Raw genomic sequence first — 26,249 nt, 5'->3', positions numbered from 1 at the left:
CTTTTTCGTCTATACTATATCACAACTACCATGTTTATACAAGAGACTCTCCCTATTGGCAGAATTTCCGGATCAGCTGCCACATGCCATGCGGTAATACATTTCCCTGAGCATATCATCCGTAATCTCCACAGGGTTGTTATAAAGATTGGGATGTCTGCTGATTCTTATCAATTCCTCAATCTGCTCCTGCGTCAAGTTTAGATCCTTTAAATCTGTCCGAAGCCCAAGTTTCATTTTCAGGCTGCGTATTTTTTCTGCCATCCCCTCTACACCGTCAAAACCCAAATCATCCGCAAAACTTTCCAGTCTCCTGCTCTCCGCTTCCGCATTTATTTTCGCAAAATAATCAATGGTAAGCCCACAGGCTTCCCCGTGCGGGATATGATACAGGTTGGTCAGTGGAAAAGAACACGCATGGGATGCCGTTGTTTTTGGCAGCGTAAATGCCATTCCAGCGATCAAAGACGCTTCAGCCATCTTTTCACGGGCTTCTTTATCGCTGCCATTCATGCAGGCTCTCTCTAAATATGTAAAAACCAGCCTGCACGCATGTCTGGCCAGAGCATCGCATACTGGCTGATGCCCTTTGCTCCAAAAGCCCTCCAGTGCATGACAGAGTACATCAATTCCTGTACTGGCTGTCACACCCGGCGGCATAGAATAAGTCAGTTCCGGATCTATGAGTGCCAGAGTGGGATAAAAACCATCCGACACGATAGGTGATTTTTCTCCCTCTGCGTGGTTGGTAAGTACAGACACGCAGGTCACTTCGCTGCCGGTCCCGGCTGTGGTGGGAATTGCAATGAGCGGGAGATGCTCCTGAGGCATTGCCACTCCTGTCCCATGGTATTTTCGTATGGAATCCTCTGTCATACAGATGCTGGCAGCCGCCTTCGCACAGTCAAGTGCACTTCCGCCGCCCAGTGCCACTACAAATCCATGTTTATTTTTGCGGATAATCGCTGCACAGGTATCCACCTCTTTCACATCCGGGTTTGGTGATACCTCCCCATATATCCCGGTCAGCACTCCGCCGCTTTCAGATAACAGCTGCTCTGCAAGGCCGCTGGAAAGGAAAAACGGGTCACTGACCAAAAGCCCATTTTTGCATCCTATAGCCTTGGCTGCCTCTCTGATCCTTTTTCTGCTGCCGTCACCAAACCAGATCTTAACTGGCTGTAGATATTCCCAATTCATAAAATACCTCCCCTCATCACTGGATCTCTCCAGATGCAATCTTTTCATCCACCATAGTCAGCACTTCATCCAAAATTGGAAGATACTCCTCCAGCTCCTGTCTTGTAATGATAAGGGGCGGGCAGATTTCAATGAAGTTTTCCCTTCCGAACGTTGCGAAGCCTCGTTTTTTTAATTCAGCAAAAATCCACGGCATCCACGGGCCGGGTACTCCGTATTCCTGCATAGGCTCTCTGGTTTCTTTATTCTTGACAACCTCCAGTGCGCCAAACAGCCCGATGCACCTTGCTTCCCCGATGCAGGCATGCTTCTTTGCCATCTCATCCATGAAAGGAGCCACAATGGTGTGCATATCAGATACATGCTTCTCAATTTCATGGTCTTTGTAGTAGTTCATGGCTGCCACACCGGCCGCACAGGCAAGAGTATGTCCGGAGTAGGTCAGCCCACAGGGGAGGACGTTCTCTTCAAAATAAGTGGCCACCCGTTCATTCACAATTACCCCTCCCAGCTGTACATAGCCGCAGGTCACACCCTTGGCAAAGGTGATCATATCCGGTTTGAAATCAAAATTCTGCCATCCAAACCATTTCCCGGTACGGAAAAAGCCTGCCATTACTTCATCACAGATCATCAGGATGCCGTATTGGTCACACAGTTTCCGGATCCCTTCCATGTATCCTTTTGGCGGAAGGATGACCCCGTTGGCTCCCACGACCGACTCCATCAGGACTGCCGCTACGTTCTGCGTTCCTTCATATCTTAACTGCAGGTCCAGCTCCGCCAACGCTTTCTTCGTCACTTTCTCGTCATCCACGCCATAAGTATATCCATCCCGGTACATCTGCGGGTTCATGAATTTCACAAACCCATTCGCCCCTCCTATCTCAGCGGCAAACCTGCGCCAGTCACCTGAGGCGTTGGAAGCGGCCAGGGTTGCCCCGTGATAGCTCCTGTAGCAGGAGAAGATTTTCGTCCTGCCGGTCACAATCCGTGCCATTTTAATCGCATTCTCATTGGATTCTGCCCCGCCATTGGTAAAGAACACCCTCTTAAAGGTCTCTTCCCCTGCCGCCTCTACCAGCATTTTCGCAAGCAGGCTCTTGGGTTCTGATGCATAGGCAGGAGACATGAAGCACATCAGCTCTGCCTGTTTCTGGATGGCCGTTGTGATTTCCGGCAGGCTGTGCCCCAGATTGGAACATACTAGCAGAGAGGACATATCTGCATATTTTTTGCCGTCATAATCCCAAAAATAAATCCCTTTTGCCTCTTTTACCGGTACTGCCTCGCCCCCTGCTTTATTCCATGACTGCATAATGTACTGCTGATGCATATCTGCTACTTCTTTTCCTGTTAAACTCATGATCTATTCTCCTTTCGCATGCGCCAAACAACAAAGAAAGGCGCCGGTTCCGGACTGCATATCCGTAACTGACACCTTTGTCTCTGCCTTTTGTATTTTCTTGCTGAGCTTATCTTAACCTTTTCAGAAAATGGATACAAGGTTCACAATGACAAAGATTTTTGTGCATGTGCACAGGAACCACAGCATACGGTATAAGACTCAAAGCAGTAAAGAGGCACCGGAGATGATCAGCAGAATATATGTGATCGTCAAAAAATGTTTCTGACTGATCTTGCGGTAAAGGTAATTGCCCAGGGCGATTGACAAGACCAGCGGCAGGGTGCTGACTGCCGCGGCAGACAAGTTGTGTACAGTATAGTATCCTGCCTGATAATGGGCCGGCATCAGAAGGGCGTTTAAAATCACCCACACCGGAGCCATAGTAGCGCGAAATTCCTGTTTATCCTTCAGGACTGTGACCGCATAGACTACCAGGAGCGCACCGCCGGACAAAAACATACCATGTATGATGCCGGAAGCAAACACTACAAAAAGCATCATCCAGGACGGAAGGGGTATTTCTTTTTTAAACAGCAATTTTTTTAGCGCCACCAGGATCACCAGTACAGCATAAAGCTTCAGCAGCATCTGCAGGGGCAGCCTGTCAAAAAGCCAGATCCCGGCCAGCATTCCGGCCGCCATGCCACAAACAATCCGCAGAAGGATCCCATACTGAATCTGGTGTCGGTTCTGGAGCGTGATGACGAGGCATGTTGCTAACGTAAAGAGGTTCAGAACCGCCTTTGCCTCTTCCACTCCCACAAGCCCTATGGAAAAGGGCATAGCCAGCAGCGTGCCTGCAAACCCGGTAATCGTCTGGATGGTGTTGGACAAAAATAAAATGATTTGGAACATTATTTCATGTAACATGGCCAGCCTCCTGTCTTTTTTTGTGCAAGAATCTACAAAAGGCAGAGGCTATACGTCAGGATCAGGGATCACGTCATTGAATTTCCTGCAGCATAAGGGCTATCATAATCTTTGTTCGGCTGTATGGCTCATTTACAGGCATCTGAATAATCTCTTCAATCTTACGCAGTTTGTAAGCCACAGAGTTTCGGTGCAGGTGAAGCCGGGCGGCGGCCTCCTGCGTGCTGCAGCCCAGTTCAAAGAATTTTTTCAGGAAATAAAGATAATCCGTCTCATTTATATGGTCATACTTTTCCAGGCAGCCCAGTGTTTCGGTATAGTATTCCTCCCGCACTTCTTCCTTCAAAGAAAGGAACAATTTGTATGCCCCCATCCTAGAATAAGACAAAGGGGTATTTTTCTGCCCCCTCTTTTTCTGGAGGCTTTTTACACGTTCTGCCTGTTCAAAAGATTCCCCCAGCCTGTAAGCGCCGCCCACTGTGCTTCCGCTCCCCATATAGCATGAGAGTCCAAAGTCTGAAAACGGCCTGCCATGCAGCTTTTTGGTGAAGTCTGACATCCGTCCTTCCGCCTGTTCTTCTGTCATATTGCAGAAAAGGACAATGATATCCCCTTCATTCTCTATGACAGCAGTATATCTCTGGCGGACCCGAAAAAAATCCGAACTGAAATGCACCAGTTTTTTTAGCAGCTCCGGTTTAGGGCGAAGCCCTTCCCTATCCCAGATTTCAATGACCGTCACGCAGTACAGCCATTCCGGTTTATATCCATGCTTCTTTAATACCGGCAGATACAGCTCTGTATGGTCCGGCAAAAAGAAAGCATTCTTTAGAGCAGCTTCCACTTCCAGGCCTCTCATATCATCCAGAAGGATCTGCCTGGTAAATTCACGCATGATATTTGCCATATGGACCCGCCAGGGTGCGGAAAAGATAGGAAAACCGTTTTCATTTCCAAAAGCAAGGACTTCTGCCGGGATTTCCTTAATATAAGGCCCCAGATTGACGACCATTCCGGCCGCCTGCCGCTTCTGGTTGAGGACAGCCAGTTCCAGCAGGCCCTCCATATCTTTTAGTGCAATCCCGGTTGTAAACGCTACCTCATCCCCTTCCAAAAAAGAAGATATCTCGGTCCCTTCTACCATATGTACCCAGCGGACTGTGTGGTCGAGTCCCTGCTCCCCGGCAACAAGCGTGATATCCTCTTTTGTTTTTACATCCTCATATAACTGCCGCAACGTAACTGCCATCTTATATCCCGCCTCCTTAGCAATGCAAAAAGGACAACGAAGCCTAATTTGAACTTCGTTGTCCTGCGCACATTATAATGGATTCTGTTTAATATTGCAAGATGATAATCCTTCTTTATGGTTTCCCATCTGCACAATCGGATTGCTGCCTGATATAAGCAGCCTGTTCTTCATCCTTTTTTATCCCTGTTTTTTCGCCGTATGAGCCAGCGCAGTTCTTCCCTGCTCAAATGGAGCTGCACTGCCATTTCCGAAAAGTCCATGCGCCCATCATGCCATGATTCAAAACAGGTATCAAAGCCCTTTGGATAGGGCTTGCGTGGTCTGCCTAAGTGCTTGCCCTGCGCCTTGGCAATGGCAATCCCTTCCGCCTGCCGCTGGCGGTTATATTCACGCTCTGTCTGCGCCACATAAGAGAGAAGCTGCAACACGATATCGGAAATGAGCGTACCGATCAAGTCCTTATTGGTTCGGGTGTCCAGTATCGGCATATCAATGATGACGATATCCGCCTTCACCTCCTTGACGATATAACGCCACTCGCTCTGTATTTCCTCATAATTGCGCCCCAGCCTGTCAATGGACTTCACCACAAGGACATCCCCTTCTTTGAGCCTTTTTCGCAGTTTCTGATAGCTTGGCCGTTTAAAATCCTTGCCGGACAGCCTGTCAGCATAGATATGCTTTTCCACGATTCCCCAGCGGAGCAGTTCCTGACGCTGACGCTCGATATTCTGGTCTATGCTGGAAACCCGCATGTAGCCATAATAATTCTTCTTCAAATGAAAACACCTCCTGTTCTAGTATTTACAGGAGGATGCGCCATTCGTCCAGCAGCATATGTTGAATTGTGCAAAGGCATACCTTAATACAATCATAAACCTGTGAAAAGGAATTCTCACCCGCCGGGTGTCAGTCTAATCATTACATTAAGGCTATGTTTTCCACCTAGTGAACGACTATGGAAAAGGAGAGGAATAGAAATGGCAGATAAGAAAAAACAAAGCGCCGTTGTCGTGGTGGCCACGGTCATGGGTATCACGTCCGTGCTTTCACCTGTTGCCACGGTTTACGCAGCAGACGCAGAGACAACGGTCGTACAGCAGGCAGAAGCAACAGAAATCAAGGAAAATGCCCCACCGATCACACTGCCGCAGGAACTGTCAGGAAATGCAGGACAGGCTTTGCAGGACATTGCCTTACCGGATGGATGGAGCTGGACGGACGGAAACACCATCATCAGCAAGGAGAAACCGGAATACCCTGCCAGAATCGCAGTGGACGATAAGACGTATGATTACAGCGCAGTTGAGGGCTATAATGCGGATGGGCATTATGTGGAATGCAATCTAGCCGTAACGGCCATAGAACAGAAGCCAGTTACAGAGAGTGCGCCAAAGGCTGATACCCTTAGTTTAGATAAGGGTGTACTTTCAGTTCCAAATGCGGGAGATGTCACAATCAATGATACAAACTTCCCAGACAGTGCGTTTAGGGATTATGTAAAGAAATTTGATACAGATGACAGCGGCACTTTATCACAGGAAGAAATCAATGCGGTAGAGCGGATTGATGTCGGCTTTCAGGGAATTTCAGATTTAACCGGAATTGGATACTTTACAAGCTTGTGGTATCTGAAATGTGATAACAACACCAGCTTAACGAGCCTTGATGTCAGCGAACTTACTGGCTTACAGTCTTTGTCCTGTAACAACACCAGTTTAACAAGCCTTGATGTCAGCGGGTTCACTGGCTTGCAGAAATTGTACTGTTCCAGTATCAGCAGTTTAGCAAGCCTTGATGTCAGCGGGTGTACTGGCTTGCAGACATTGTACTGTGGCTCTACCGGCTTAACAAGCCTTGATGTCAGCGGGTTCGCTGGCTTGAAGAGATTGGACTGTTACAGTACCAACAGTTTAGCAAGCCTTGATGTCAGCGGGTGTACTGGCTTGCAGTCATTGGCCTGTGGCTCTACCAGCTTAACAAGCCTTGATGTCAGCGGGTGTACTGGCTTGCAGTCATTGGCCTGTGGCTCTACCAGCTTAACAAGCCTTGATGTCAGCGGGTGTACTGGCTTGCAGACATTGACCTGTGGCTCTACCGGCTTAACAAGCCTTGATGTCAGCGGGTTCACTGAATTGCAGAAATTGAACTGTAACTACAATACCAGCTTAACAAGCCTTAAAGTCAGCAGGTGTACTGGCTTGCAGTCATTGTACTGTTCCAATACCAGCTTAACAAGCCTTGATGTCAGCGGGTGTACTGGCTTGCAGGAATTGGGCTGTACCAATACCAGCAGTTTAGCAAGCCTTAATGTCAGCGGGTGTACTGGCTTGCAGGAATTGGCCTGTTTCCGTACCAGCATAACAAGCCTTGATGTCAGCGGGTGTACTGGCTTGCAGTCATTGGAATGTTCCAATACCAGCTTAACAAGCCTTGATGTCAGCGGGTGTACTGGCTTGCAGTCATTGGAATGTTCCAATACCAGCTTAACAAGCCTTGATATCAGCCGTTGTACTGGCTTGTGGAATTTAAACTGTGACAACTGTAAGTTGGCATGGTTAAATCTCGGAGACAACGGAAACCTATCCAGCCTTACGAAAACAGATACGGCTATCAATAACATGATATTTACAGGCTCTACTTTTGACCTGAAGGAATTAGAGAAGGGAATGGATGTCAGCAAAGTTACCATTATCAGCGGCGGTGACCCTGCCTTATCAGGCTCAACGGTCACCGGAGTTGCAGCGGGAACGCCACTGGTCTATGAATATGACTGCGGTAAATCAACAGCCGGAAATGAAACATTAACAGTTACCGTAAACTTGAAAGGAAAAAGCACGATTGCTGTCAATGACCTGCACCTGACATACACAGGGAAACCAATTACCCTAACGAAAGATAATTGTGCGATTTACGGAAGTGATGGTGAGGTCAAGTTTACTTATGAGAAGAATGATAATGGTTCATGGACAAAACTAGGCTCCGCTCCCGTCAATGCGGGTACATACCGGGTAAAGGCAGCCTTAGAGGAAAATGCCCTGTATAGTGACGCTGAATCTGATTATAAGGAATTTACGATTGAAAAAGCCACGCCTGTTTACACTCCACCAACGAACCTGGCGGCGGCTTACGGGCAATTTTTAAAGGATATCATACTCCCAGAGGGCTTTACATGGGCGGATGATACACAGGCTGTCGGCAGCGCAGGAACAAATACATTCAAGGTTGCTTATACACCGAAAGATACAGAAAATTATGTAACCGTTCCTGATATTGATGTTACCGTCACTGTGGTGCAGGCAGCAAACGGCTGGAGAGAGAGCCTTGCTATGACGGGCTGGACGTATGGCGAAAAGGCAGTATCTCCAACCGCCAAGGCAACGTTCGGCAATGTCATTTTTACCTACAGTGATTCTGAGGATGGAACCTACACAGATACCGTTCCGATTGACGCAGGCACATGGTACGTGAAAGCAGCAGTTGCAGGCACAGACAACTATACAGGGTTAGAAACTACCCTCGCCTTTACGATTGCCCCAAAGAGTATTGACAATAACAGCCAGATTGTCGTACCTGACATGAAAAGTGACAAGGATGTAGAGAACCTTGTCATTAAGGACGGCGACAAGGAGTTGAAAAAGGGCACTGACTATGATGTTAGTAAGAAGCAGGACGGCAGCAAAGTCACTGTCACGATCACATTTAAAGGCAATTATACAGGAAGCGTTACAAGGACTTATACAGTAGATAATAAAAAGCCGTCTGGCAGCACAGATACGAAGAAACCATCCAATAGCACAAAAAATGATAAGAACGGTGCTGTACAAACAGGTGACACCACAACTACCGGACTATGGGCAATGTTAATGGCGTTATCCGCTGGAACGGTCGCACTCCTAAAAAGCAGGAAACGCAAGGAAGAAACAGAAGAATAATTACAAGTCATGGGCTGTCTAAAAAAGGCAGCCCGTTAAGAGCTGCCTCCGAAATATTTCTTATAATTCTATGTATATCTATAAAATCTCCTTCCTCATCAAATATTCTACTATGATCTGTCCAGGATATAATCGGCTTCAAAATCTTTTACAGGAACCGGACGTGCAAATAGATACCCCTGTCCGTTCGGGCAGTCAAGTGATCTCAGGATTTCCTCCTGACGGCTTGTTTCCACACCCTCTGCGATCATTTCTATATCCAGGTCCCTGCACATCTGTATGATATTTCGCAGGATAATACGGCTCCGCTGTTGGCTGACCAGCGTCTGGATCAGGCTCTTGTCCAGCTTCAGTGTATCAAAATGGATATCATTCAGTACAGACAGATTACTATAGCGGATGCCGAAATCATCCAGGGATATGCGCAGACCAAGGCTACGGATCTCCTGTACCGTCTTATAGAGCATGGCCGGACAGTGTTCCACTGTACTCTCCGTCATCTCGATCTCAAGACATTGCCTTGGGAAATCATACTTATCCAGGATCTTCTTCATGCTGCTGATAAGATCATCTTCCATCAGCGTAACCCTTGAAAAGTTCAGAGATATGACCAGATCATCCCGATCCCACTTCTGCAGCAGTTTGCATACCTCTTCCAAGACAAAAAGGTCAATATAGCGGATGATCCCGTTTGATTCCAAAACTGGTATAAACTCAGATGGAGGCAGGATTCCGAATTCCGGGTGCTGCTGACGGATCAGAGCTTCCGCACCGATCCCCTTGTGGTTTTCCAGATGGTATTTGGGCTGCAGATAAATGACATACTCACCTCTTTGGATCTGCCTAACCAGATTTCTAAGCAGCTGGCGGTGTTGCATATCACCACTCCCATGCATTTCATCATAATGACGTTTTTTGTTCAGCTTCATCACATCATCTGCGGCATGGATCAATGCCGTAAGATCATGCTCCACATTATCCCATGAAAATCCGAGAGACACACTGAAATTTTCATTTTTCTCGATTTTCTCCCTCAGCTCTTGAACCTGGCCCTCCAGCACGGCTTTTTCACTATTCACGGCAATGATCAGGAATTCGTCACCATTGAAACGGTAAATATCCGTCTGAGCAAAGACCATTTTCATCAGATTTGCCAGATGGCGGATATATTGATCTCCGGTAACAGTGCCATGATCCTCATTGATCTTTTTCAGATTATCTATATTGGCAACGATCACACCAAGTGAGCGTACCGCTTCTGACTGGTAATGCGGCAGATTATTTTCATAACTGTTTCTGTTCAGTACATCTGTCAGCAGATCGTAGTGATTGGCATGAAGCGTCGCCTGGAACAGACGGTCCCGTTTGATCTCATTGACGATAAAACCGGACAGGGATTCCAGAAATGAAACATTCTGAAAGTTGGCATTGGTATTATTTATGACTAAACAGCCGTACTCCTCCCCATGCTCTTCCAGATGGATCCAGTGCTGATTTTCCACATGGTGCCCCTGCATCAGCTGGTACATATCGAAAGACTCTCCGATCATTGCCTGCGGATTCTCCAGCTTCACCGGCTTATTCCACTTCTGCGCACTCAGCCATCCGCTGAGCACCGCCACCTCCTCTTCGCCTAATGTCCATTGGTCCCCTGATTCCCCGACAAACCATTCGCTGTTCAGTGCATAAAGACCGCTCTGTTCATCCATCATCCAGATCCCTGCATGATCTGCTTTGAAAAAATGACAGATCGTTTCCAGAATACTCTGCATTGCCTCATCAAAACTCACTCTTTCCTGCATATGCTGGATACCACTGAGCAGAAAATGGCTTTCTGTTGCATTACTTTCCATGGAATCCACAATACTCTTATCATTAGAAATATCAACAGCGATCGCCAGTAAAACAACCTGCTGCTTCCATGTGATCAGTTTATTTTTGATAAGAAATTCCTGTTCCAGTGCGGTATTCATATCCTTCCATAAATAGAATTTATCTTTTGACCAGTTTGCCTTTGCACAAAACGGACAGGGGCTCTTCCTCCTATGCATGATCTCATAGCACTTTTTTTGACGGCACTGGCTTTTTGTAAGCCCGACACGGTCATAAAATGCCTGGTTTCCTAAAATAAGAGCATAGCTGTCCGGATCAACAAGATAGGCAATATCTCCAAATTCTCCCAGATAGGTATCAAAATCCTTTTTTTCCAAAAGTTCCAGATTTTCATATCCTGCCTCTGCACATTCCGCTGCCGTCAAGGACTGCAGTTCTTTTAGATCCAGCCTGGGTTTTACCTCCCTGTTATAATACTGATATAAACCTTTCTGTGAATTTTTCACCTCATACAGAGTCTTATCAGCCTGTTCAAACACAGTTTCATAATCACTGCTGCCTTTTATCAGGGTAATACCGGCACTGAATTTAATATCGTACCTTTTATCCTCCTGCATCTTCTGATACAGATCCATCAATGCTTCATCAACCTCTTTATAGGACGAGATCTGTTCCATAAGGACAATGAATTCATCACCACCGAAACGTCCTACAACACAGTGTTCGTGAAAGACTGCCTTCAGATAATCTGCAAACAGTATCAGCGTATCATCTCCGGCTTTATGTCCATAGCTGTCATTGATCTCTTTAAAATTATCCAGATCCAGGATCAGAAAGGCACGCAGTTCTGCCGGTTCACGGAGACATTGAATGATTTTTGTTTCTGTACTCTTTTTATTATACACATCCGTCAGCTGATCAAATTCTGACTCATAGCGCAGCTGAAAGCTGCTTTTCTTCCGTTCGTCAATATCCGTCAGATACATCAGCGCCATCAGTTCATTCTGCAGCGGCTCCTTAAACAGCAGGATTTCTATCTCCATCCACATCATCTTATTCTGTTCTATGATCCTGCGGAATTCATATTTTAATCTGGTAAGACCGTTTTGATAAGACTGCTTGAGGTTATCACGGTCCATCAGCTCCATATAACCCCTGCGGTCATCCGGATGTACAACCTTATAAATGAAACGTGTGTACAGCTGTGTGTAGGTCATCTCCTCAATCAGTTCATTATAAAGGTTCCAGATGCCGCCCATTCCATAAAACTGGTCCTGTGATATATTAAAATGTCCGTATGCTTTCTTCTCTGACAGCAGCATATGATAAAACTGCGTTTCCTTCAGATAGGTTAAATACTCCTGCTTTTCCTTGGATATGTCTTCAATAAACCCCAGGATAACAGGCTCCTTGTCCTTCTTTTTTTCATAGGAGCTGAACTGGAAACGGACCCATTCCCCACTGGTCAGCCTCACTTCGTTTATAGTACGGACATGCTGCTTCAGCGTTTTATGAAATGCATGCTGCAGTTTGTCATCATCTGTCTTGCTCAATGGCCGGTCCCTTTTTGCATACTCAGAAGAGTATGCAGAAAAAGTAAACACTTTAGGAAGGCCTGAAAGGATTTTTTTCTGGCTGGCCATATAGACGATCTGGTTTTTGACGTCTACAACAAAAGCTTCCTGCCGGAGCTGTGTAAATAAAACGTGCAGAAGCTGAAGCATATCCTCGTTTTTTGTTTTACCAAGTACAAAATCACTTACATCCAATGACATGCAGCAATAAATCCCACCTGCTTCGATCAGCTTCATCCGGGTATAAAAACGGCGCTTTCTATTATGTACTTCCGCATCATGAAGGAATTCCCTGCTCTGGATATCCTCCTGGTATCCCTCGAAAAACTTTTCTGTAGAGAGTAAGGATGAAAGACAGTTTTTATATTTATACCTGACATCATCCCTGCTCTGCTGCAGCATCGAATAAAAAGCTGCATTTCCATACAAAATTGTAAGCTCCTTATCCTTTTTTAAAAAATAACAGGCCAGAGGAAAATTTTCTACTATATCTTTTAGCTGTTCCATATGTCCATCCGATAAAATCGCATCAAAATCATTCATAATAATCTCTCCTTCACCTAACTCCACAATCTGCGTTCAGCAGCTTTAACCCTCTATTTATACGTCATGGATACCAGTTCAAATGCTTTTATGAAATACAGCAATTATAAAGCATATCGAGGGCATTGTCTGGAACGTTTTTACAAAACAAGAGATGCTTCCCTGTAAAAATGGACAGGAAACCTGTTATCATTTTACAATAAAATCCCTTTTTTTGAAAGGATAAAACCAGTAATTTCTAATAGAGCAAGTGTACATCAGCATCCAGAGAACAAGATGGATACCCCTCATTTAATTTTTTATTCCTTTTGCCCCATTCTGTTGCTTGTTTTGAAGTTATCGCTTTTTTCCGATTTATATATCGGAGTAAAAAGCAAAAAAGAAGCACTGTATATTTATTCTGTTAATGTTATACAGTGCTTCCTCATATCTATTGTTTTTTATATCTGTCCATCATCTGGTTATAATCTCTTAAGCATTCAGCTTCCAACTGGTTGCTTCTTTACGCTCCAGCACGAAGTCCGCATAGATTCCTTTCTGCCTGATCAGCTCCTCGTGGTTTCCTCTCTGCACGATCCGCCCATCATCCACCACCAGGATCTGGTCTGCGTTGCGCACGGTCTTTAACCGGTGTGCGATCATGATGATGGTCTTATCCCTTGTGAGTGCCTCGATAGCCTTCTGCAGCCGGTCCTCATTCTCCGGGTCCACATTGGCCGTAGCTTCATCAAGGATCACCACAGGCGCGTCCTTCAGCATGGCTCTTGCTATGGAGATCCTTTGTTTTTCCCCGCCGGATAAAGAAGCGCCGCCCTCACCGATCACCGTATGGTATCCATCCGGGAGTGCCTCAATAAAGTCATCGCAGCATGCCTGTTTTGCAGCCACCACCACCTGGGCATGCGTGGCTTTTGGTTTTCCGAATTTAATATTATTCTCAATGGTATCTGCAAACAGGTAGACATTCTGGAATACTATGCTGATCTGGTCCATCAGAGATTCCAATGTATAGTCGCGCACATCATGTCCTCCGAGCCTCACCGAGCCGCCATCCACATCCCAGAACCGTGCAGCCAGATTACAGAGTGTGGTCTTTCCTGAACCACTGAGTCCTATAACTGCAGTCGTTGTCCTGTCAGGGACCGTGAAGGACACATCATGCAGGATTTCCTTTTTTTCATAAGAGAACCTGACATGGTCAAAGACGATATCATGGGAGACCGGGGCCATCTCCTTCCCTCTCACATCCATCTGCGGTATATCATCCATCTGGTTGGCATGCTCTATGGAGCTGCTAACCAGCCTTAGCAGTGACATCCCGCTACCGGCTGTTTCAATCTGTGCAAAGACCAGAAAGGACATAATCACCACCATCAGTGCATCGGCAAGGAGCATATTTCCAGATAAAAACAGCTGTACTGCCCCCAGTATCATGCCGATGCCGGAGATCTGCAGTGTCAGTCCCTGGGCGATCACATAGGGTGTGAACAGCTGCTCCATATCCAGATTGCTTTTCCGGTTGGATTCCAGTGCATCCTGTACCTTCTTATCCCCCCTTCCAGTCAGATTAAAGGACTTAATGATGCTCATTCCCTGCACATACTCCAGAACCGCCTCCACCAATACTGCCTCAGACTTCTGGCGCTTCGGTGCAATGTGGGCGGATTTCCTTTCCATTAAAGAGGTTATCAGCAGATATATCACGGTTCCCGCCACAACAATCAAACCAATCCGCCAGTCAAAAACCAGGACCATGACCGTGAACACCAGTGAATTGACGAAACCGCCCAACATCCCTACCAGCACCATAGGAGCAATGGTCTCTACATTTTCAAGGACCGTTGTGGTAACTCCGGTTATCTCCCCAAGGCTGTTATCGTTAAAATAACCCATAGGCACGCTTTTCAGCTGACTGCCGATCTGGATACGCTTATCTGACACCATAAAGTATCCGGCATGTGTCTGCTGAAGCTGTGAGAAATACCGCGTAACTGCATTTCCCAGAATACTGGCCAGCATCAGAGCAACCGCCGTCCATGCAGGGCCGGTTCCGCCCTCCCCTCCTGTCAGTGCCAGAAGGACAAAGTAGATCGCCCCAATCTGGAACATCTTGAAAACTGCTTCCAAAAAGCAGACTATAACAGATTTATTGATGTTTTTCCGTTCTTTCCCGGCGAACTGCCAGATCTTCTTTAAAGCATTTATCATGCTGCATCACCATCCTTTCCCCCTATATGCGCCTTCCACATGGTTTCATACAGCGTACTGTCTTTCCTAAGTTCTTCATGGGTACCCACAGCATCGATCCGGCCATCCTTCACCACCACGATCTGGTCTACATCTGTAATCGTAGACAGCCGGTGAGCAATTACGATGACGGTCTTTCCCTGGATAAGCTTCGCCACTGCATTCTGCACCACGGCCTCATTTTCGGGGTCAATATAGGCCGTGGCCTCATCCAGGATGATGACAGGGGCGTTTTTCAGCATCGCTCTTGCGATGGCAATCCGCTGCCGTTCCCCACCGGAAAGATGGGCGCCGCCGCCTCCTGCTTTTGTGTCATATTTCTTTTCCAGTCCGAGGATGAACGTATCACAGCCTGCGGCTTTTGCCGCCTTTTCAACCTCTGCATCCGATGCGGAAGTCCTGCCCATCCGGATATTTTCCCGTATGGTATCATTAAACAGATAATTGTCCTGGGATACAAAGGCAATCTGCCCGTAAAGCTGCCAAAGCGGAATTTCCTTCTCATCTGTTCCCCCGAGCAGAACCTTCCCACTGTCCACATCCCAGAAGCCGCCGATCAGCTTGGCAATGGTGGATTTCCCGCTTCCAGATGGGCCTACAAGCGCTGTCATTGTACCTGCCGGGATCGACAGGTTAATATCATGCAGGATCTCTTTCTCAGAATGATAGCCAAAGGATACATGACGGAGTTCGATGTCCATTTTCCCTATGGATGCGGGTGCTTTGGCATGCTCCTGCTCTTCTCCTTTCAATATCTCGTCAACAGAGCCGGTAATGGTTCCGATTTTTGCCAGGCTGTCCGTAAAGCTCATGGCCTTGATCAGCGGGCCTACAATGCACAATGACAGTACAATGGCGATTACGAAGGTTTCCATAGGAAGACTGCCGCCACGGTACATGAGCCATCCTGCCGGGAGCACAGTGACCAGCGTGGCCGGTGCAATGGCATAAGCAAGGGACATTTTAAACTGGCATTTTTTCATCCAGTGATAATAATAAGCCGCATTAGCTTTTATCCGGTCTGCAAATTTCCCGTAGGATCTCTGCCCCTGGTTGAATGCCTTGATGACTTCAATGCCGCTGATATATTCCACAATGCTCTCGTTCATTTCCCTGGTTGTCTGAACGGCACCCTCATAATCCTTTCCATAACCGCCCATGACCAGCATCATAAACAGCATCCCTACCGGGATGGATACCAGAGACAGAAGCGCAATGCGCCAGTCCAGAACAAACAGGTAGATGATAATGCTGACCGGGACCAACAGGTTGGATGTCATCTCCGGAACAAGGTGGGCAAGCGTTGTCTCCATACTGTCCACCTGATCCACGATGATCTGTTTCATCCTGCCGCCGGAAGTATCCACAATGGTTCCAAGGGGCATCCTGGGCAACTTGGCAAGGATCTTTTGGCGGATTTCCTTTAAAATGGAAAAGGCAGCTTTATGTGACACTGCCAGCGCCACATTGTAAAAAAACGTCTTCACAAGAGAACCTGCCAGTGCCAACGCACACCAAAACAGGTAGATTCCCCTTTGTGTTTCCCCCTGTATCAAGGCAATGATGACCTGCGCCGCTGCAAAGAAAGGCACAAGGCCTCCCAAAACGCCAATGACTGCCAGCACAATGGACTTAAGAAGCCTTCCATGCTGTGATTCTCCCAGCTCCCATATCCGGAGCAAAGGGCTTTGCTGTTTCATAGTTTTTCCTCCTTTTAGTTAGTTTTAACTAACTCATGATTTTATTTTTAGGCTGCCTGTTCCATCAAATGGAATCTGCAGCCAAACAAATAATTTTATGAATCCTCCTGGCCAAAAAAAGTATCAAATCCTGCCGCATGGTATTTTTCCAGCATACAAACATATTTGCCGGCAGTCTCACGGCTCATCCTGTGCCGGACAACCTCGAACACGCCTTCAAAATATGCAGTAGTGACTATATGTAAAAAATCCTGAGTCACTTCCATGTCTCCCGCGACTTTATACCCGGCCACTTCCATGTATTTATAGGTATACTCCACTTCAATCTGGGTCAGTTCATCTACAAAGTTCTGGAATTTGGTACCGTGGGAAGCATCCAGCAGCAGGCGGAATTCATCCAGATTCTCATAAACATAATCTAAAAAATGGTCCATTTCCCTAAAACTGTATTCATTGACGCGTTCCTTCTGCACTTCCGGCTCGAACCTGTGAAACGTCTCCTGAATTTCACTGAATAACTGAAGTACCCCGGTTACCGCAGGTTCCACAAGTGCTTCAAATAATCCCTCCTTATCCCGGAAACGGACATAGATGGAATTGGTGCTGGTACCTGCATTTACTGCAATCGTCCGAAGGGATGCATCCTTATAGCCATTTTCTAAAAACTCCTGTTTCGCACATTCCAGCAGGCGTTCATAAACTCCTTCAATCTGTTTTGCCACAGAATCACCTCCCAACAATAACACCGTTTCATAACACTGTTATCATTCTAACAGCTTAAAGATAATTTGTCAAGACTCAAAAGTACATAATTAATATATTGTTAGATTCCAGCCTGCGGATCGTTCACGTATATTCACAAAATCTTGATAAATCCCCGCCTGTGATAAAAGTTCTTCGTTTGTTCCCCGCTGTTTGATTTCACCATCAACAATCACCAAAATCTGATCAGCAAGTTGAATCGTATTTAGACGATGGGCAATTATCAGCAGCGTCTTTCCCTTTACAAGTTCAGATATGGCCTCCTGAATATAGCTTTCATTGTCGATATCCACACTTGCTGTTGCTTCATCCAGAATTATAATGGGGGCATCCTTCAAGATACAGCGGGCAATCGAGATACGCTGCTTCTCCCCGCCTGATAGTGTAGCACCGCCTTCGCCAACAACTGTTTGGAATCCATCAGGCAATGCCATAATAAAATTATAACACCTTGCTTTCTTGGCTGCTTCATAAATCTCTTCCTCAGATGCGTCTGGTTTTCCCATACTTATATTGTTATAAATAGTATCATGGAAAAGGTACACTCTCTGGAAGACCACACTGATCTGTCCCATCAGTTCAGCTAGAGGCACCTCTCGAATATCTGTCCCACGAATGGTTATCGTTCCGGATTTTATATCCCATAGGCGTGCGAGCAAATTTGCAATGGTAGACTTACCCCCTCCAGACGGACCTACTAATGCAGTCATTGTATTTTTCTTCATGGTAAAGCTAATATCATGCAGAACTTCCTTATCTGTATAAGCAAAAGCTACATTATCAAAAACAATTTCTGGCTGATCCGTGCCACTCTGAGCGGGAATATGCTTTTTACCCTCATCCGGCAATTTTTCTTCATACAAAACGGTTTCAATCCGATCAAGAGCAGCGTTCATTACTGTAAGTCTGGAGGCTTCTCCATACAGCGCCTTTAGAGGCCCAAACAGGTCAAATACAAATAGCAGTACGCCTAATAAATAAGGCAGGGATAAACTTCCATTCAGTTGTAGCAGAATGGACAATGCGAAAATAGCAGTGATTCCTATCCCATAAATAACATTTAAGCCACTTGTCCATGGCGTCATCTTTGCTTCAAACGCAGTAGAGGTATCTCTGGAGCGTCTAAAATTATCTGCCAGCTCTTCTGATTTTTTTCCAAGCAGATTGTAGCTCTTAATTACGCTAATACCTTCTGCAAAAGATAGTACCGCATCTGTCAAATGTTCGCTTTGATCCTGTCTTTTTACTGCCTCATTTAACGAAACTTGATTGTTCATATTATGTGCTACTAAAGTAGCAATCATCGTAACAGCCACCGCTGCCAGACCTAAGCGCCCGTCAAGCACGAACATAAACACAAGCAGCACAAATGTAGAAAGGACATAACTCAGCATATTCGCCAAGGTGCTCATTGATACTTCTTCAATAAATACCATATCTGTACTCAAAACAGAACTGACTTTTCCAATGTTACCTTCCGTGAAATATCCCATCGGCATTTTTCCAAGATGTGCTCCCAGTTCCATTCTTTTGTCTGCAAACATCATAAATCCGGCAGCACTTTGTAAACGGTCACTTAAAAAGTGGACCAACATCTGGACGACCACGGCACCTGCCAAACCAAATCCCACATAGAGGCATTGCTTACCTGTCAATGTTTTTTGATAAAACCCAGTCAAAACAACAAATGCAAAAAAAATCGGCATTTTGGAAAGAATAGATTCCAAAAAGGCGCATACTAAGGCTGCCTGTATTCGGCCTTTATATTGTCCGGAAAGTTTTAAAATTCTTGAGAATAATGTGAACATTTATCTCCCCTCCTTTGACGTATTGATCTTCCACTCTTCACTATCTAAAACTGCATGCCATAATTTCTGATATTCCTTACAGCTCTTTAACAATTCTTCATGAGTTCCCGTTGCTACCAACGAACCCTGTGCCATGACGCAGATTTGGTCTGCATTCATTATCGCAGGAAGTTTATGGGCAATAACCAAAAGTGTTTTGCCTTTTACCAGTTCTGCGATAGCCTCTTCCATCTTCTCTTCATTCTCCGGATCTGCATAGGCAGTTGCTTCATCCAACACGACAATTGGCGCATTTTTTAAGATAGCGCGTGCAAGCGCAATTCTTTGACGTTGTCCTCCAGATAACATTTTTCCGGCATCTCCGGCCATAGAATGAATACCATTGGGCAATTTTTCTAAAAACTCTGAACATTGCGCTTTCCTCGCGGCTTCCATAACCTCTTCGTCCGTTGCGTCTAAACGTCCCATTCTAATATTTTCCAAAAGCGAGGCATTAAATAAATATTGATCCTGAGCCACATAGGATATCTGATTATTCAGGGCCTCCAAACTCATTTCCGAGATCTTCTGACCGCCAATCGATATGCTGCCCTGCTGCGGATCATAATAATGAATCAAAAGCTTTGCCAGCGTACTTTTTCCAGATCCAGATTCCCCGACCAATGCCACCTTTTGTCCTGCCTTTGCAATAAAACTCACATTATTAATTACATTATTTACTGTTTCAATTGGCTGTCCATCCAGACCTGGCTTACTCTGAGAATATCCAAAGGTAACATTTCTATATGAAATTGTATGATCCCCTCCAACAAAATCATCCTCTGTCTGCTGCAGTGGTGCGCTATCAAGAACCTGTTCCAACGCCGATATCTTACAGTTTAACTGCGGCATGGTCGGTAAAAATCCCATGGATTTTAATAATGGCATACCAATGCTCAGTGATAAACACAATACAAGAATCAAATCTGGAAGTGAAGACCAGCCACAGAGAACACACCACGCTCCCAACGGAAGTGTGAGGATAATCGTACACGGCAAGAGACTGCTATAAATTGCCATCCAGGGCCATGCTGCTTTATACCAAGCCAGTGTATAATCCCTATAATCTCTTACATCCTTCTGAAACCGCTCATAGGATTCTGCATCTTTATTAAACACCTTTACGACTTCCATACCATTTATATATTCTATAATAGTATTATTCATCCTCTGTCCCGCCATATAATACGGTCCCATTTTTTTCATGCCAACAGAGTACATGATCATCATAGCTATAAAACTGAATGGTATGGATACAAGTGACATTAAAGCCAGCTTCCAGTCCACAAAAAACATTGCCATGTAGATAGCCAGTGGAATCATAAGATTGGCAATTCCCTCTGGCAAAGAATGAGCCAATAATACTTCCAGGCTGTCTACATCATCTACAAATAATTTCTTTACTGTACCGGTTCCCTTATCTTGGATAAATCCAAGAGGCATTCTCTCAAAACGCTTCTGCAGTGCAATTCGCAGACGTAATAGCGTATTATAAGCCGCTCTATGCGATATGTTCAGCCCTACACCATATAAGACCGCCTGTAATACAAGGCAGGCCAACACACCACATACCCTCGGTAAAATATATGTACCCTCAATGGATTCTCCCATGACCAGCGGCGTGATTATCTCATAGGCTGATACAAATGGTAAAATCCCCATCAAAACGCTTAGCAGCATAACGAAGGTTGCTCTGTACATTTCTTTTTTATGCGGTCCCGCATACTCAAATACTTTTTTGAACATAAAACTCTCCTAACGAAAATATTTTATTGACAGCATCTTTAGAATTGACGGAGTTAACTCTTGATTGTGAATATATCCTGTTTGATCAAGCTGTAATACCTCAGTACAGGTACGAACAATAAATTCAAAATCATGTGATACCACAAAAATGATGACTCCCGAATCTGCAAGCCTTTCTATTAAGTGACTTACCCTTATCATTGATTCGTAATCCAATCCACTTGTCGGTTCGTCAAAATAAATAACAGGGCTGTCTTTTAGCAGGGAAGCACCAATAGTGACCCGTTGCTTCTGACCTCCCGAGAGAGATGCCGGATGCCTTTTTCGATATTCCGAAAGTTCCAACGCCTCTAATGTTTCCTCGACCTTTTTTGCACAATCCGACTCAATGCCAAGTGACAGTTCTTCTTCTACGCTGCTTCCAAATAATTGATAATCTGTATCCTGCATAACCAAATAAGATAGTGCTCTGCGCTGCCTAGGTGATAACTTTTTTCCATCATATTGAATTTCACCATCAGTTTCTTTTAATAACCCTGTCAGAATAGATAGCAGAGTTGTTTTTCCGGCACCATTATGTCCCAAAATACCAATAACATCCCCTGAATGTGTTTCGAAACTGATATTACTTAATACTTGTTCCTCTTTTTTATAAGCGAATCCTAACTTTTTGGCGCGCAATATATGTTGCTCTTTAGTCTTCCGTCTTTTTGCACAATAATTTTCCGCATCTCTTTCCGGAAATACTGTTCGCAACCCATAAGCAACTCGTCGTTCATCTGAAAGCTCACAAAATTCGTTTCTGCTGAATTTTTCTTTTATACCGCCATTCTCAATCAAAAAGATCCGGTCATATAAATCACGCAGATAATAAAACCGATGCTCTACTACAAAAATTGTAAAACCTTGCTGCTTCAGCTTTTTCATGATCTGAGCTAACCTCTTTGTAGATTCATAATCTAAATTTGCAGAAGGTTCATCAAATATATAGACTTTAGGCGCAAGTGCATAAACGGAACCGATTGCAACCTGCTGTTTTTCGCCACTGGATAATGTAAAAATACTTCTATTTAGAAATTTCTCCAACACCAAATCCCTCACAGCTCTTGTTATCCGGGATATAGTTTCCTCTCTTGGATACCCCATATTCTCACAACCGAAAGCCAACTCCCTTGTAGTATCGGTCATAAAAAACTGTGAGCGTGGGTCTTGAAATACTGTTCCTACTTTTCCTGCCAGTTGGGCAGGTTCCATTTTTAAAACAGATTCTCCATCCAACAGAAGGTTTCCTTTGATTTTTCCTGGATAAAAATGTGGTATTAAACCATTCAACGACCGAATTAATGTCGTTTTCCCGCAACCGCTCCTGCCAGTCAGAAGAATGAATTCCCCATTCTGAACGGTCATCTTGATATTCTTCAATATATATTCTGAACTTTCTTCATATCTGAATGAAAAATCCTGAAATTCTATCATCAACTATACCCTCCATAAAATAATCTCACCAATGGACGTATGATCCAGAAACAGAAGAAAACCTAAAAAGGCAGTACATAAAATTATTACTGCATATTCCTGCCACGAGAAATAGATACGGTTCAGGGCATATCTTTTTGCCTCCAGTTCCAATCCACGCGTAGTTCCTGATGCTGCCAGCTCATCCGTTACTTTTAAGCATCGCATCAATAATGGAATCAAAATATATTCTATTGTGGCGATTGGATGTGTTATCTTTTTCCACGCCGTATCACAGATTCCTCTGATTTTCATAGTATCACGGATCATTCCATACTCTATCCGAAGAGTTGGAATATAACGGAACATTACCACAAGGGGAATTGTTACTGCTTGTGGAAGATGAATTCTTTGCAGGGAAACCATAAGGTCATCCATATATGTCGTTCTCAAAATCCATAACCCTAACATAACAATTGGAATAAGTTTCAATAATGTAACACCAAAAACACTCATAATTACGCTTAACACAGGAACCTGTACATATCGAAGCAGAGCGTTAAGATATGCAATAATCACATAAATCAACAGCATTTTTAATGCCCACATAGACCCATTTCCAAGGCTAATAAACAATGCAAAGACAACAAGTAAAGCCAAACTTACAATATCACCTCCCAAGAAATAGCTTGTAAATCCAAGAAGAATCAATAACAAAGCCTTACATCGCGGATCAAGCCTTGCCGTTCCATGATATTGTTGTGTTTTAATTATTTGCTTAATATTATCTTCCTTCATGTATTCCTCCGAAAATGAACGGGACTACGCCAACGTAGCCCCGTCCTTATATTTAGGTACTCATATTGGAACCTTATTCATATTACATATTTGTGTCTTTTTAATCTTATTTTACCAAAACAAGTCCAGCCTTAATAAAATGCTTCTTCAACATTTTCTGTCCGATATAGCCACCCAGTAAGCCACCCACCAAGCCTGCTGCGACAATCACAACCAGCATTGGTACAGAAGTGATTGTTAACATACCATCTATGTATTCCTGAGCAATATTGTTTTTCTCCATTGCTCCAACAAAAGCACTTTGCAAAAATTTAATCGGACAAATAGCTCCAAATGCAAAAACACCGCTGAAAATCACATATGATGTAACCATAGACTTAATAGTGATATTTTTTCTTCCCATAACCAGGAAATCACAGATAATACCTCCCACGACCAATGCAATCGGAATAAACCAGAAAGCACCCACCAACAGGAAAAGAATCGCCTGAATAGCTCCGCATATTGTGAACACTCCTTTTTTTGGAACTTTGGCAAGCAATAACATCATTACAATTCCATTAGGAATGGCCACTACTGCCGGGTAAAATACATTTGTTACAGGGCCGGCCACACTCATGATTGTACTAATAATCATACAAATGATCCACATAAGTGCCGTCAAAGCTCCAGTTAGAATAAAATCTTTTGCAGTTAATTTCTTTGACATAAAAATCTTCCTCCTTATGTTATTCTGAAGTCGCATTGAGTTAGCTCTCACTAACTCGTGATTATAATAACAGATAGCAATTTCTAATTTCAACCCAAAATCAATATTTCTAAACCCAAAATCAGTATTTTATAGATTGAAACGTTGCATTTCTTTGTATAATTTTGGTACCACGCCGTATTTCTTTTTAAAAGCAGCTGAAAAATTACTTGGTTTAGAATAGCCTATCATGGCTGCAATCTCACTGATATTTAAGTTACTCTCAATCAGAAGCTGCGCACCGCGAGTTAGCCTCTGGTCAATGATATAGGTATGAATCGGCATACCGACTATATTAGAGAATCCTTTTGTTAATTTACTTATACTTAATTGCACTTGTTTCGCTAAATCTTCGCACGAAGGAGCATATGCCAGTTGGGAATCTATAATACGTTTAGCTTCCATGACAGAGATTCTTTCAGTTTTGGATATCGGAATATCATTTCTTATTAAAATATCCAATTCCAATATTTCACTTAAATATACAGCCAAAAGCTCTAATACCTTTGCCTCAAGATATAGATACCCCAATCCGCCTCTAAAGTGCATAAATTCTTTTGTTTCCGCCAAAATTCTTTCCATTGACGGGGTAATATTGACTTTCGAAATTCCCCCTAAAAGTTTTTCTTTATACGCTTGTATTTCCTGAACCTCAAAGTATTCTGTTAACAGCATAGAAAAATATGACATTGGGATTTTCATACATTTAAACGAAAAATCCCGGTCTTTTATATAACAAACACATTCTGTTTTTCCGTGTCCTTTATAAATACAAGACTCCCCCTTTTGAATATTCACTGAATTGCATTCATTCATAACACCCCACGATACACCTTCATTTAAACAGAACATGATCTGGACGTATTCGTCACTGTTAATCCCTTGAACATTTATATCAGAAAAATAATTCATCTGCCAATCCGATAAGATGACCCCACGTTTCGTAGTTGTTTGAAAAATACGCCCATTTCCAACATCTGCAGGCATCTCCATTGTAAATGTCTGTGGAGAGTTCATTATTAATTCAGAATAAAGTTCATTCAGCATGTTATCCCTTTGTGTCATTTTTCCACCTCTTTTTTCATCTAAACATTTAGCATCATCAGATTTTGCTTGCAAGCAGGTTCGCCGGTCCAATTTCAGCATAATCATCCATTCCTTTTATGCGCACTTGCACCTCAAAACAACAGCGGGCGCTATTGTCATAAAATGTGATGTAAAGTGAGCGGTAGCCGGACTCTCTTGCATTTGCAATATAGTCTTTATAATAAGGCCTTACGGACTCTTAGAGATAAGTAACTGCGTTTTCTTCCGAAATTCCAGCGACGATTGCGCTAAATCCCCTTTCCTCCAGAAATTCCCTGAGGCGCTGCAATTGGGAGGTCAGAAAATCGTTGTGTTCCAGAATATTGGCAATCTGGATAAGAAAATTACAGTATATCATATCTATCGGATTATGTGTCTGTATTACTGACTTCCTCAAATCTTCTATGTAATTATAAAGAATTTTAATCACAGTATCTACTGAAGATTTTCAAACCAACTGAGAATAATTTTCATTAGAAAATTCCAAAAACTCTTGACAATCCAAATTAGTAGTTTTATAATCTGTAACAGTGTTATATAACATCGTTACAGATTGGAGGCTTATAAAAATGGCAAATCAAATTGAAGGTGTAACCGAGCAGCTTCTGTGTTGTGCTGCAAAGGAATTTTTAAAAAAAGGTTACGCAGACGCTTCTCTGCGTAGAATTTCCGAAGCTGCAAATACAAGCACCAGCTCAATCTATGTGCGGTTTGGAGACAAGGCCGGTCTTTTTTCCGCCATTGTCGATGGCGCCTGCGATGACTTTTTGAAAATGTGTGAAGAAGAAATTGAAATATTCAACCAAAATAACAGTGAAATGCCCTTTGATGATATGATCAGCTACAAAATGGGTATGATGGACCGGATTCTTGACAATATTTTTGACCATTTTGAAGCCTTCAAGCTTTTATCCAGTAAGGCAGAAAGTTCAGCCTTCAGCAATTTCATACACCGCATTGCAGAACTCGAAGCAGCACAGACACAGCACTATATACAGGCAATCCACAACGATGCTCTTGAGTCTGGCCGTCTGTCGTTAAGCCTTTTACAGACACTCTCCAGTGCTTACTGGATGGGTGTGTTTGAAATTGTAGTCCGTGACATGGACCGGGAAGAAGCAAAAACATATTTTCTTCAGCTCAAACGCTTTTTCTGCTGCGGCTGGAAGGATCTTTTTTCACCGTTACCTTAAGACTGTATTTTTTTAACGCAAAGTTAGTTTTCACTAACTCAAGAAGGAGGAT

Annotated in this window: 18 protein-coding genes; 2 read left to right on the top strand and 16 right to left on the bottom strand. The window is 44.1% G+C overall.

Annotated elements, in window-relative coordinates:
* Positions 1-72: 72 nt before the first annotated feature.
* The 5 genes from DWX43_RS03355 to DWX43_RS03335 all read right to left on the bottom strand — a co-directional run bounded on the left by DWX43_RS03355 (position 73) and on the right by DWX43_RS03335 (position 5,509).
* Complete coding sequence (locus DWX43_RS03355) at positions 73-1,200, bottom strand: iron-containing alcohol dehydrogenase family protein (protein WP_118618777.1); 1,128 nt, start codon at positions 1,198-1,200, stop codon at positions 73-75.
* Positions 1,201-1,216: 16 nt separating this feature from the next.
* Complete coding sequence (locus DWX43_RS03350) at positions 1,217-2,566, bottom strand: aminotransferase class III-fold pyridoxal phosphate-dependent enzyme (protein WP_118618775.1); 1,350 nt, start codon at positions 2,564-2,566, stop codon at positions 1,217-1,219.
* Positions 2,567-2,767: 201 nt separating this feature from the next.
* Entirely contained in the window at positions 2,768-3,478 is a 711-nt protein-coding gene (locus tag DWX43_RS03345; protein WP_118618773.1) for a sulfite exporter TauE/SafE family protein, read from the bottom strand.
* 73 nt (positions 3,479-3,551) lie between these two features.
* Positions 3,552-4,727, bottom strand: a complete 1,176-nt coding sequence (locus tag DWX43_RS03340; RefSeq protein ID WP_118618771.1) for a PucR family transcriptional regulator — start codon at positions 4,725-4,727, stop codon at positions 3,552-3,554.
* Positions 4,728-4,897: 170 nt separating this feature from the next.
* The gene (locus DWX43_RS03335) at positions 4,898-5,509 is read right to left on the bottom strand and encodes a recombinase family protein (RefSeq protein ID WP_118618769.1); all 612 of its coding nucleotides are present in this window, start codon (positions 5,507-5,509) and stop codon (positions 4,898-4,900) included.
* A gap of 201 nt (positions 5,510-5,710) precedes the next feature.
* On the opposite strand from DWX43_RS03335, the gene DWX43_RS03330 reads away from it, so the two are divergent.
* Positions 5,711-8,665: an MBG domain-containing protein gene (locus DWX43_RS03330; RefSeq protein ID WP_118618767.1), complete on the top strand. Its 2,955-nt coding sequence runs from the start codon at positions 5,711-5,713 to the stop codon at positions 8,663-8,665.
* Between the two features lie 110 nt (positions 8,666-8,775).
* Here DWX43_RS03330 and DWX43_RS03325 read toward each other — a convergent pair whose 3' ends face one another.
* The 11 genes from DWX43_RS03325 to DWX43_RS27245 form a co-directional block, all read right to left on the bottom strand.
* Complete coding sequence (locus tag DWX43_RS03325; RefSeq protein WP_243099238.1) at positions 8,776-12,615, bottom strand: bifunctional diguanylate cyclase/phosphodiesterase; 3,840 nt, start codon at positions 12,613-12,615, stop codon at positions 8,776-8,778.
* A gap of 471 nt (positions 12,616-13,086) precedes the next feature.
* The gene (locus tag DWX43_RS03320) at positions 13,087-14,823 is read right to left on the bottom strand and encodes an ABC transporter ATP-binding protein (protein ID WP_118618763.1); all 1,737 of its coding nucleotides are present in this window, start codon (positions 14,821-14,823) and stop codon (positions 13,087-13,089) included.
* Positions 14,820-16,562, bottom strand: a complete 1,743-nt coding sequence (locus DWX43_RS03315) for an ABC transporter ATP-binding protein (protein ID WP_118618761.1) — start codon at positions 16,560-16,562, stop codon at positions 14,820-14,822. The genes DWX43_RS03320 and DWX43_RS03315 overlap by 4 nt, the downstream gene beginning before the upstream one ends.
* Before the next feature lie 95 nt (positions 16,563-16,657).
* On the bottom strand, positions 16,658-17,284 hold the full coding sequence (locus DWX43_RS03310; RefSeq protein WP_118618759.1) for a TetR/AcrR family transcriptional regulator: 627 nt from the start codon (positions 17,282-17,284) through the stop codon (positions 16,658-16,660).
* A gap of 90 nt (positions 17,285-17,374) precedes the next feature.
* Complete coding sequence (locus DWX43_RS03305; RefSeq protein ID WP_118618757.1) at positions 17,375-19,132, bottom strand: ABC transporter ATP-binding protein; 1,758 nt, start codon at positions 19,130-19,132, stop codon at positions 17,375-17,377.
* Complete coding sequence (locus tag DWX43_RS03300) at positions 19,133-20,917, bottom strand: ABC transporter ATP-binding protein (RefSeq protein ID WP_118618755.1); 1,785 nt, start codon at positions 20,915-20,917, stop codon at positions 19,133-19,135.
* Positions 20,918-20,926: 9 nt separating this feature from the next.
* The gene (locus DWX43_RS03295) at positions 20,927-22,393 is read right to left on the bottom strand and encodes an energy-coupling factor ABC transporter ATP-binding protein (protein WP_118618753.1); all 1,467 of its coding nucleotides are present in this window, start codon (positions 22,391-22,393) and stop codon (positions 20,927-20,929) included.
* Positions 22,394-22,396: 3 nt separating this feature from the next.
* Positions 22,397-23,170 carry an energy-coupling factor transporter transmembrane component T gene (locus tag DWX43_RS03290; protein ID WP_118618751.1) on the bottom strand — a complete coding sequence of 258 codons (774 nt, stop codon included), beginning with the start codon at positions 23,168-23,170 and terminating at the stop codon, positions 22,397-22,399.
* Positions 23,171-23,276: 106 nt separating this feature from the next.
* Positions 23,277-23,879 (bottom strand): MptD family putative ECF transporter S component, encoded by a 603-nt coding sequence (locus DWX43_RS03285; protein WP_118618749.1) that lies wholly within the window; start codon positions 23,877-23,879, stop codon positions 23,277-23,279.
* A gap of 129 nt (positions 23,880-24,008) precedes the next feature.
* On the bottom strand, positions 24,009-24,983 hold the full coding sequence (locus DWX43_RS03280) for an AraC family transcriptional regulator (protein ID WP_118618747.1): 975 nt from the start codon (positions 24,981-24,983) through the stop codon (positions 24,009-24,011).
* Positions 24,984-25,020: 37 nt separating this feature from the next.
* On the bottom strand, positions 25,021-25,134 hold the full coding sequence (locus DWX43_RS27245; RefSeq protein WP_243099243.1) for a hypothetical protein: 114 nt from the start codon (positions 25,132-25,134) through the stop codon (positions 25,021-25,023).
* Between the two features lie 439 nt (positions 25,135-25,573).
* Between DWX43_RS27245 and DWX43_RS03270 the strand changes: the two genes are divergently transcribed.
* Positions 25,574-26,197 (top strand): TetR/AcrR family transcriptional regulator, encoded by a 624-nt coding sequence (locus DWX43_RS03270; RefSeq protein ID WP_118618745.1) that lies wholly within the window; start codon positions 25,574-25,576, stop codon positions 26,195-26,197.
* Positions 26,198-26,249: the final 52 nt, after the last annotated feature.

It is taken from the genome of Clostridium sp. AF19-22AC, from assembly GCF_003479085.1.
Classification (GTDB): Bacteria; Bacillota; Clostridia; order Lachnospirales; family Lachnospiraceae; genus Faecalicatena_A; species Faecalicatena_A orotica.
Note: the sequence above shows the minus strand (reverse complement) of the source record. Positions and strands in the feature narration are given on the sequence as shown.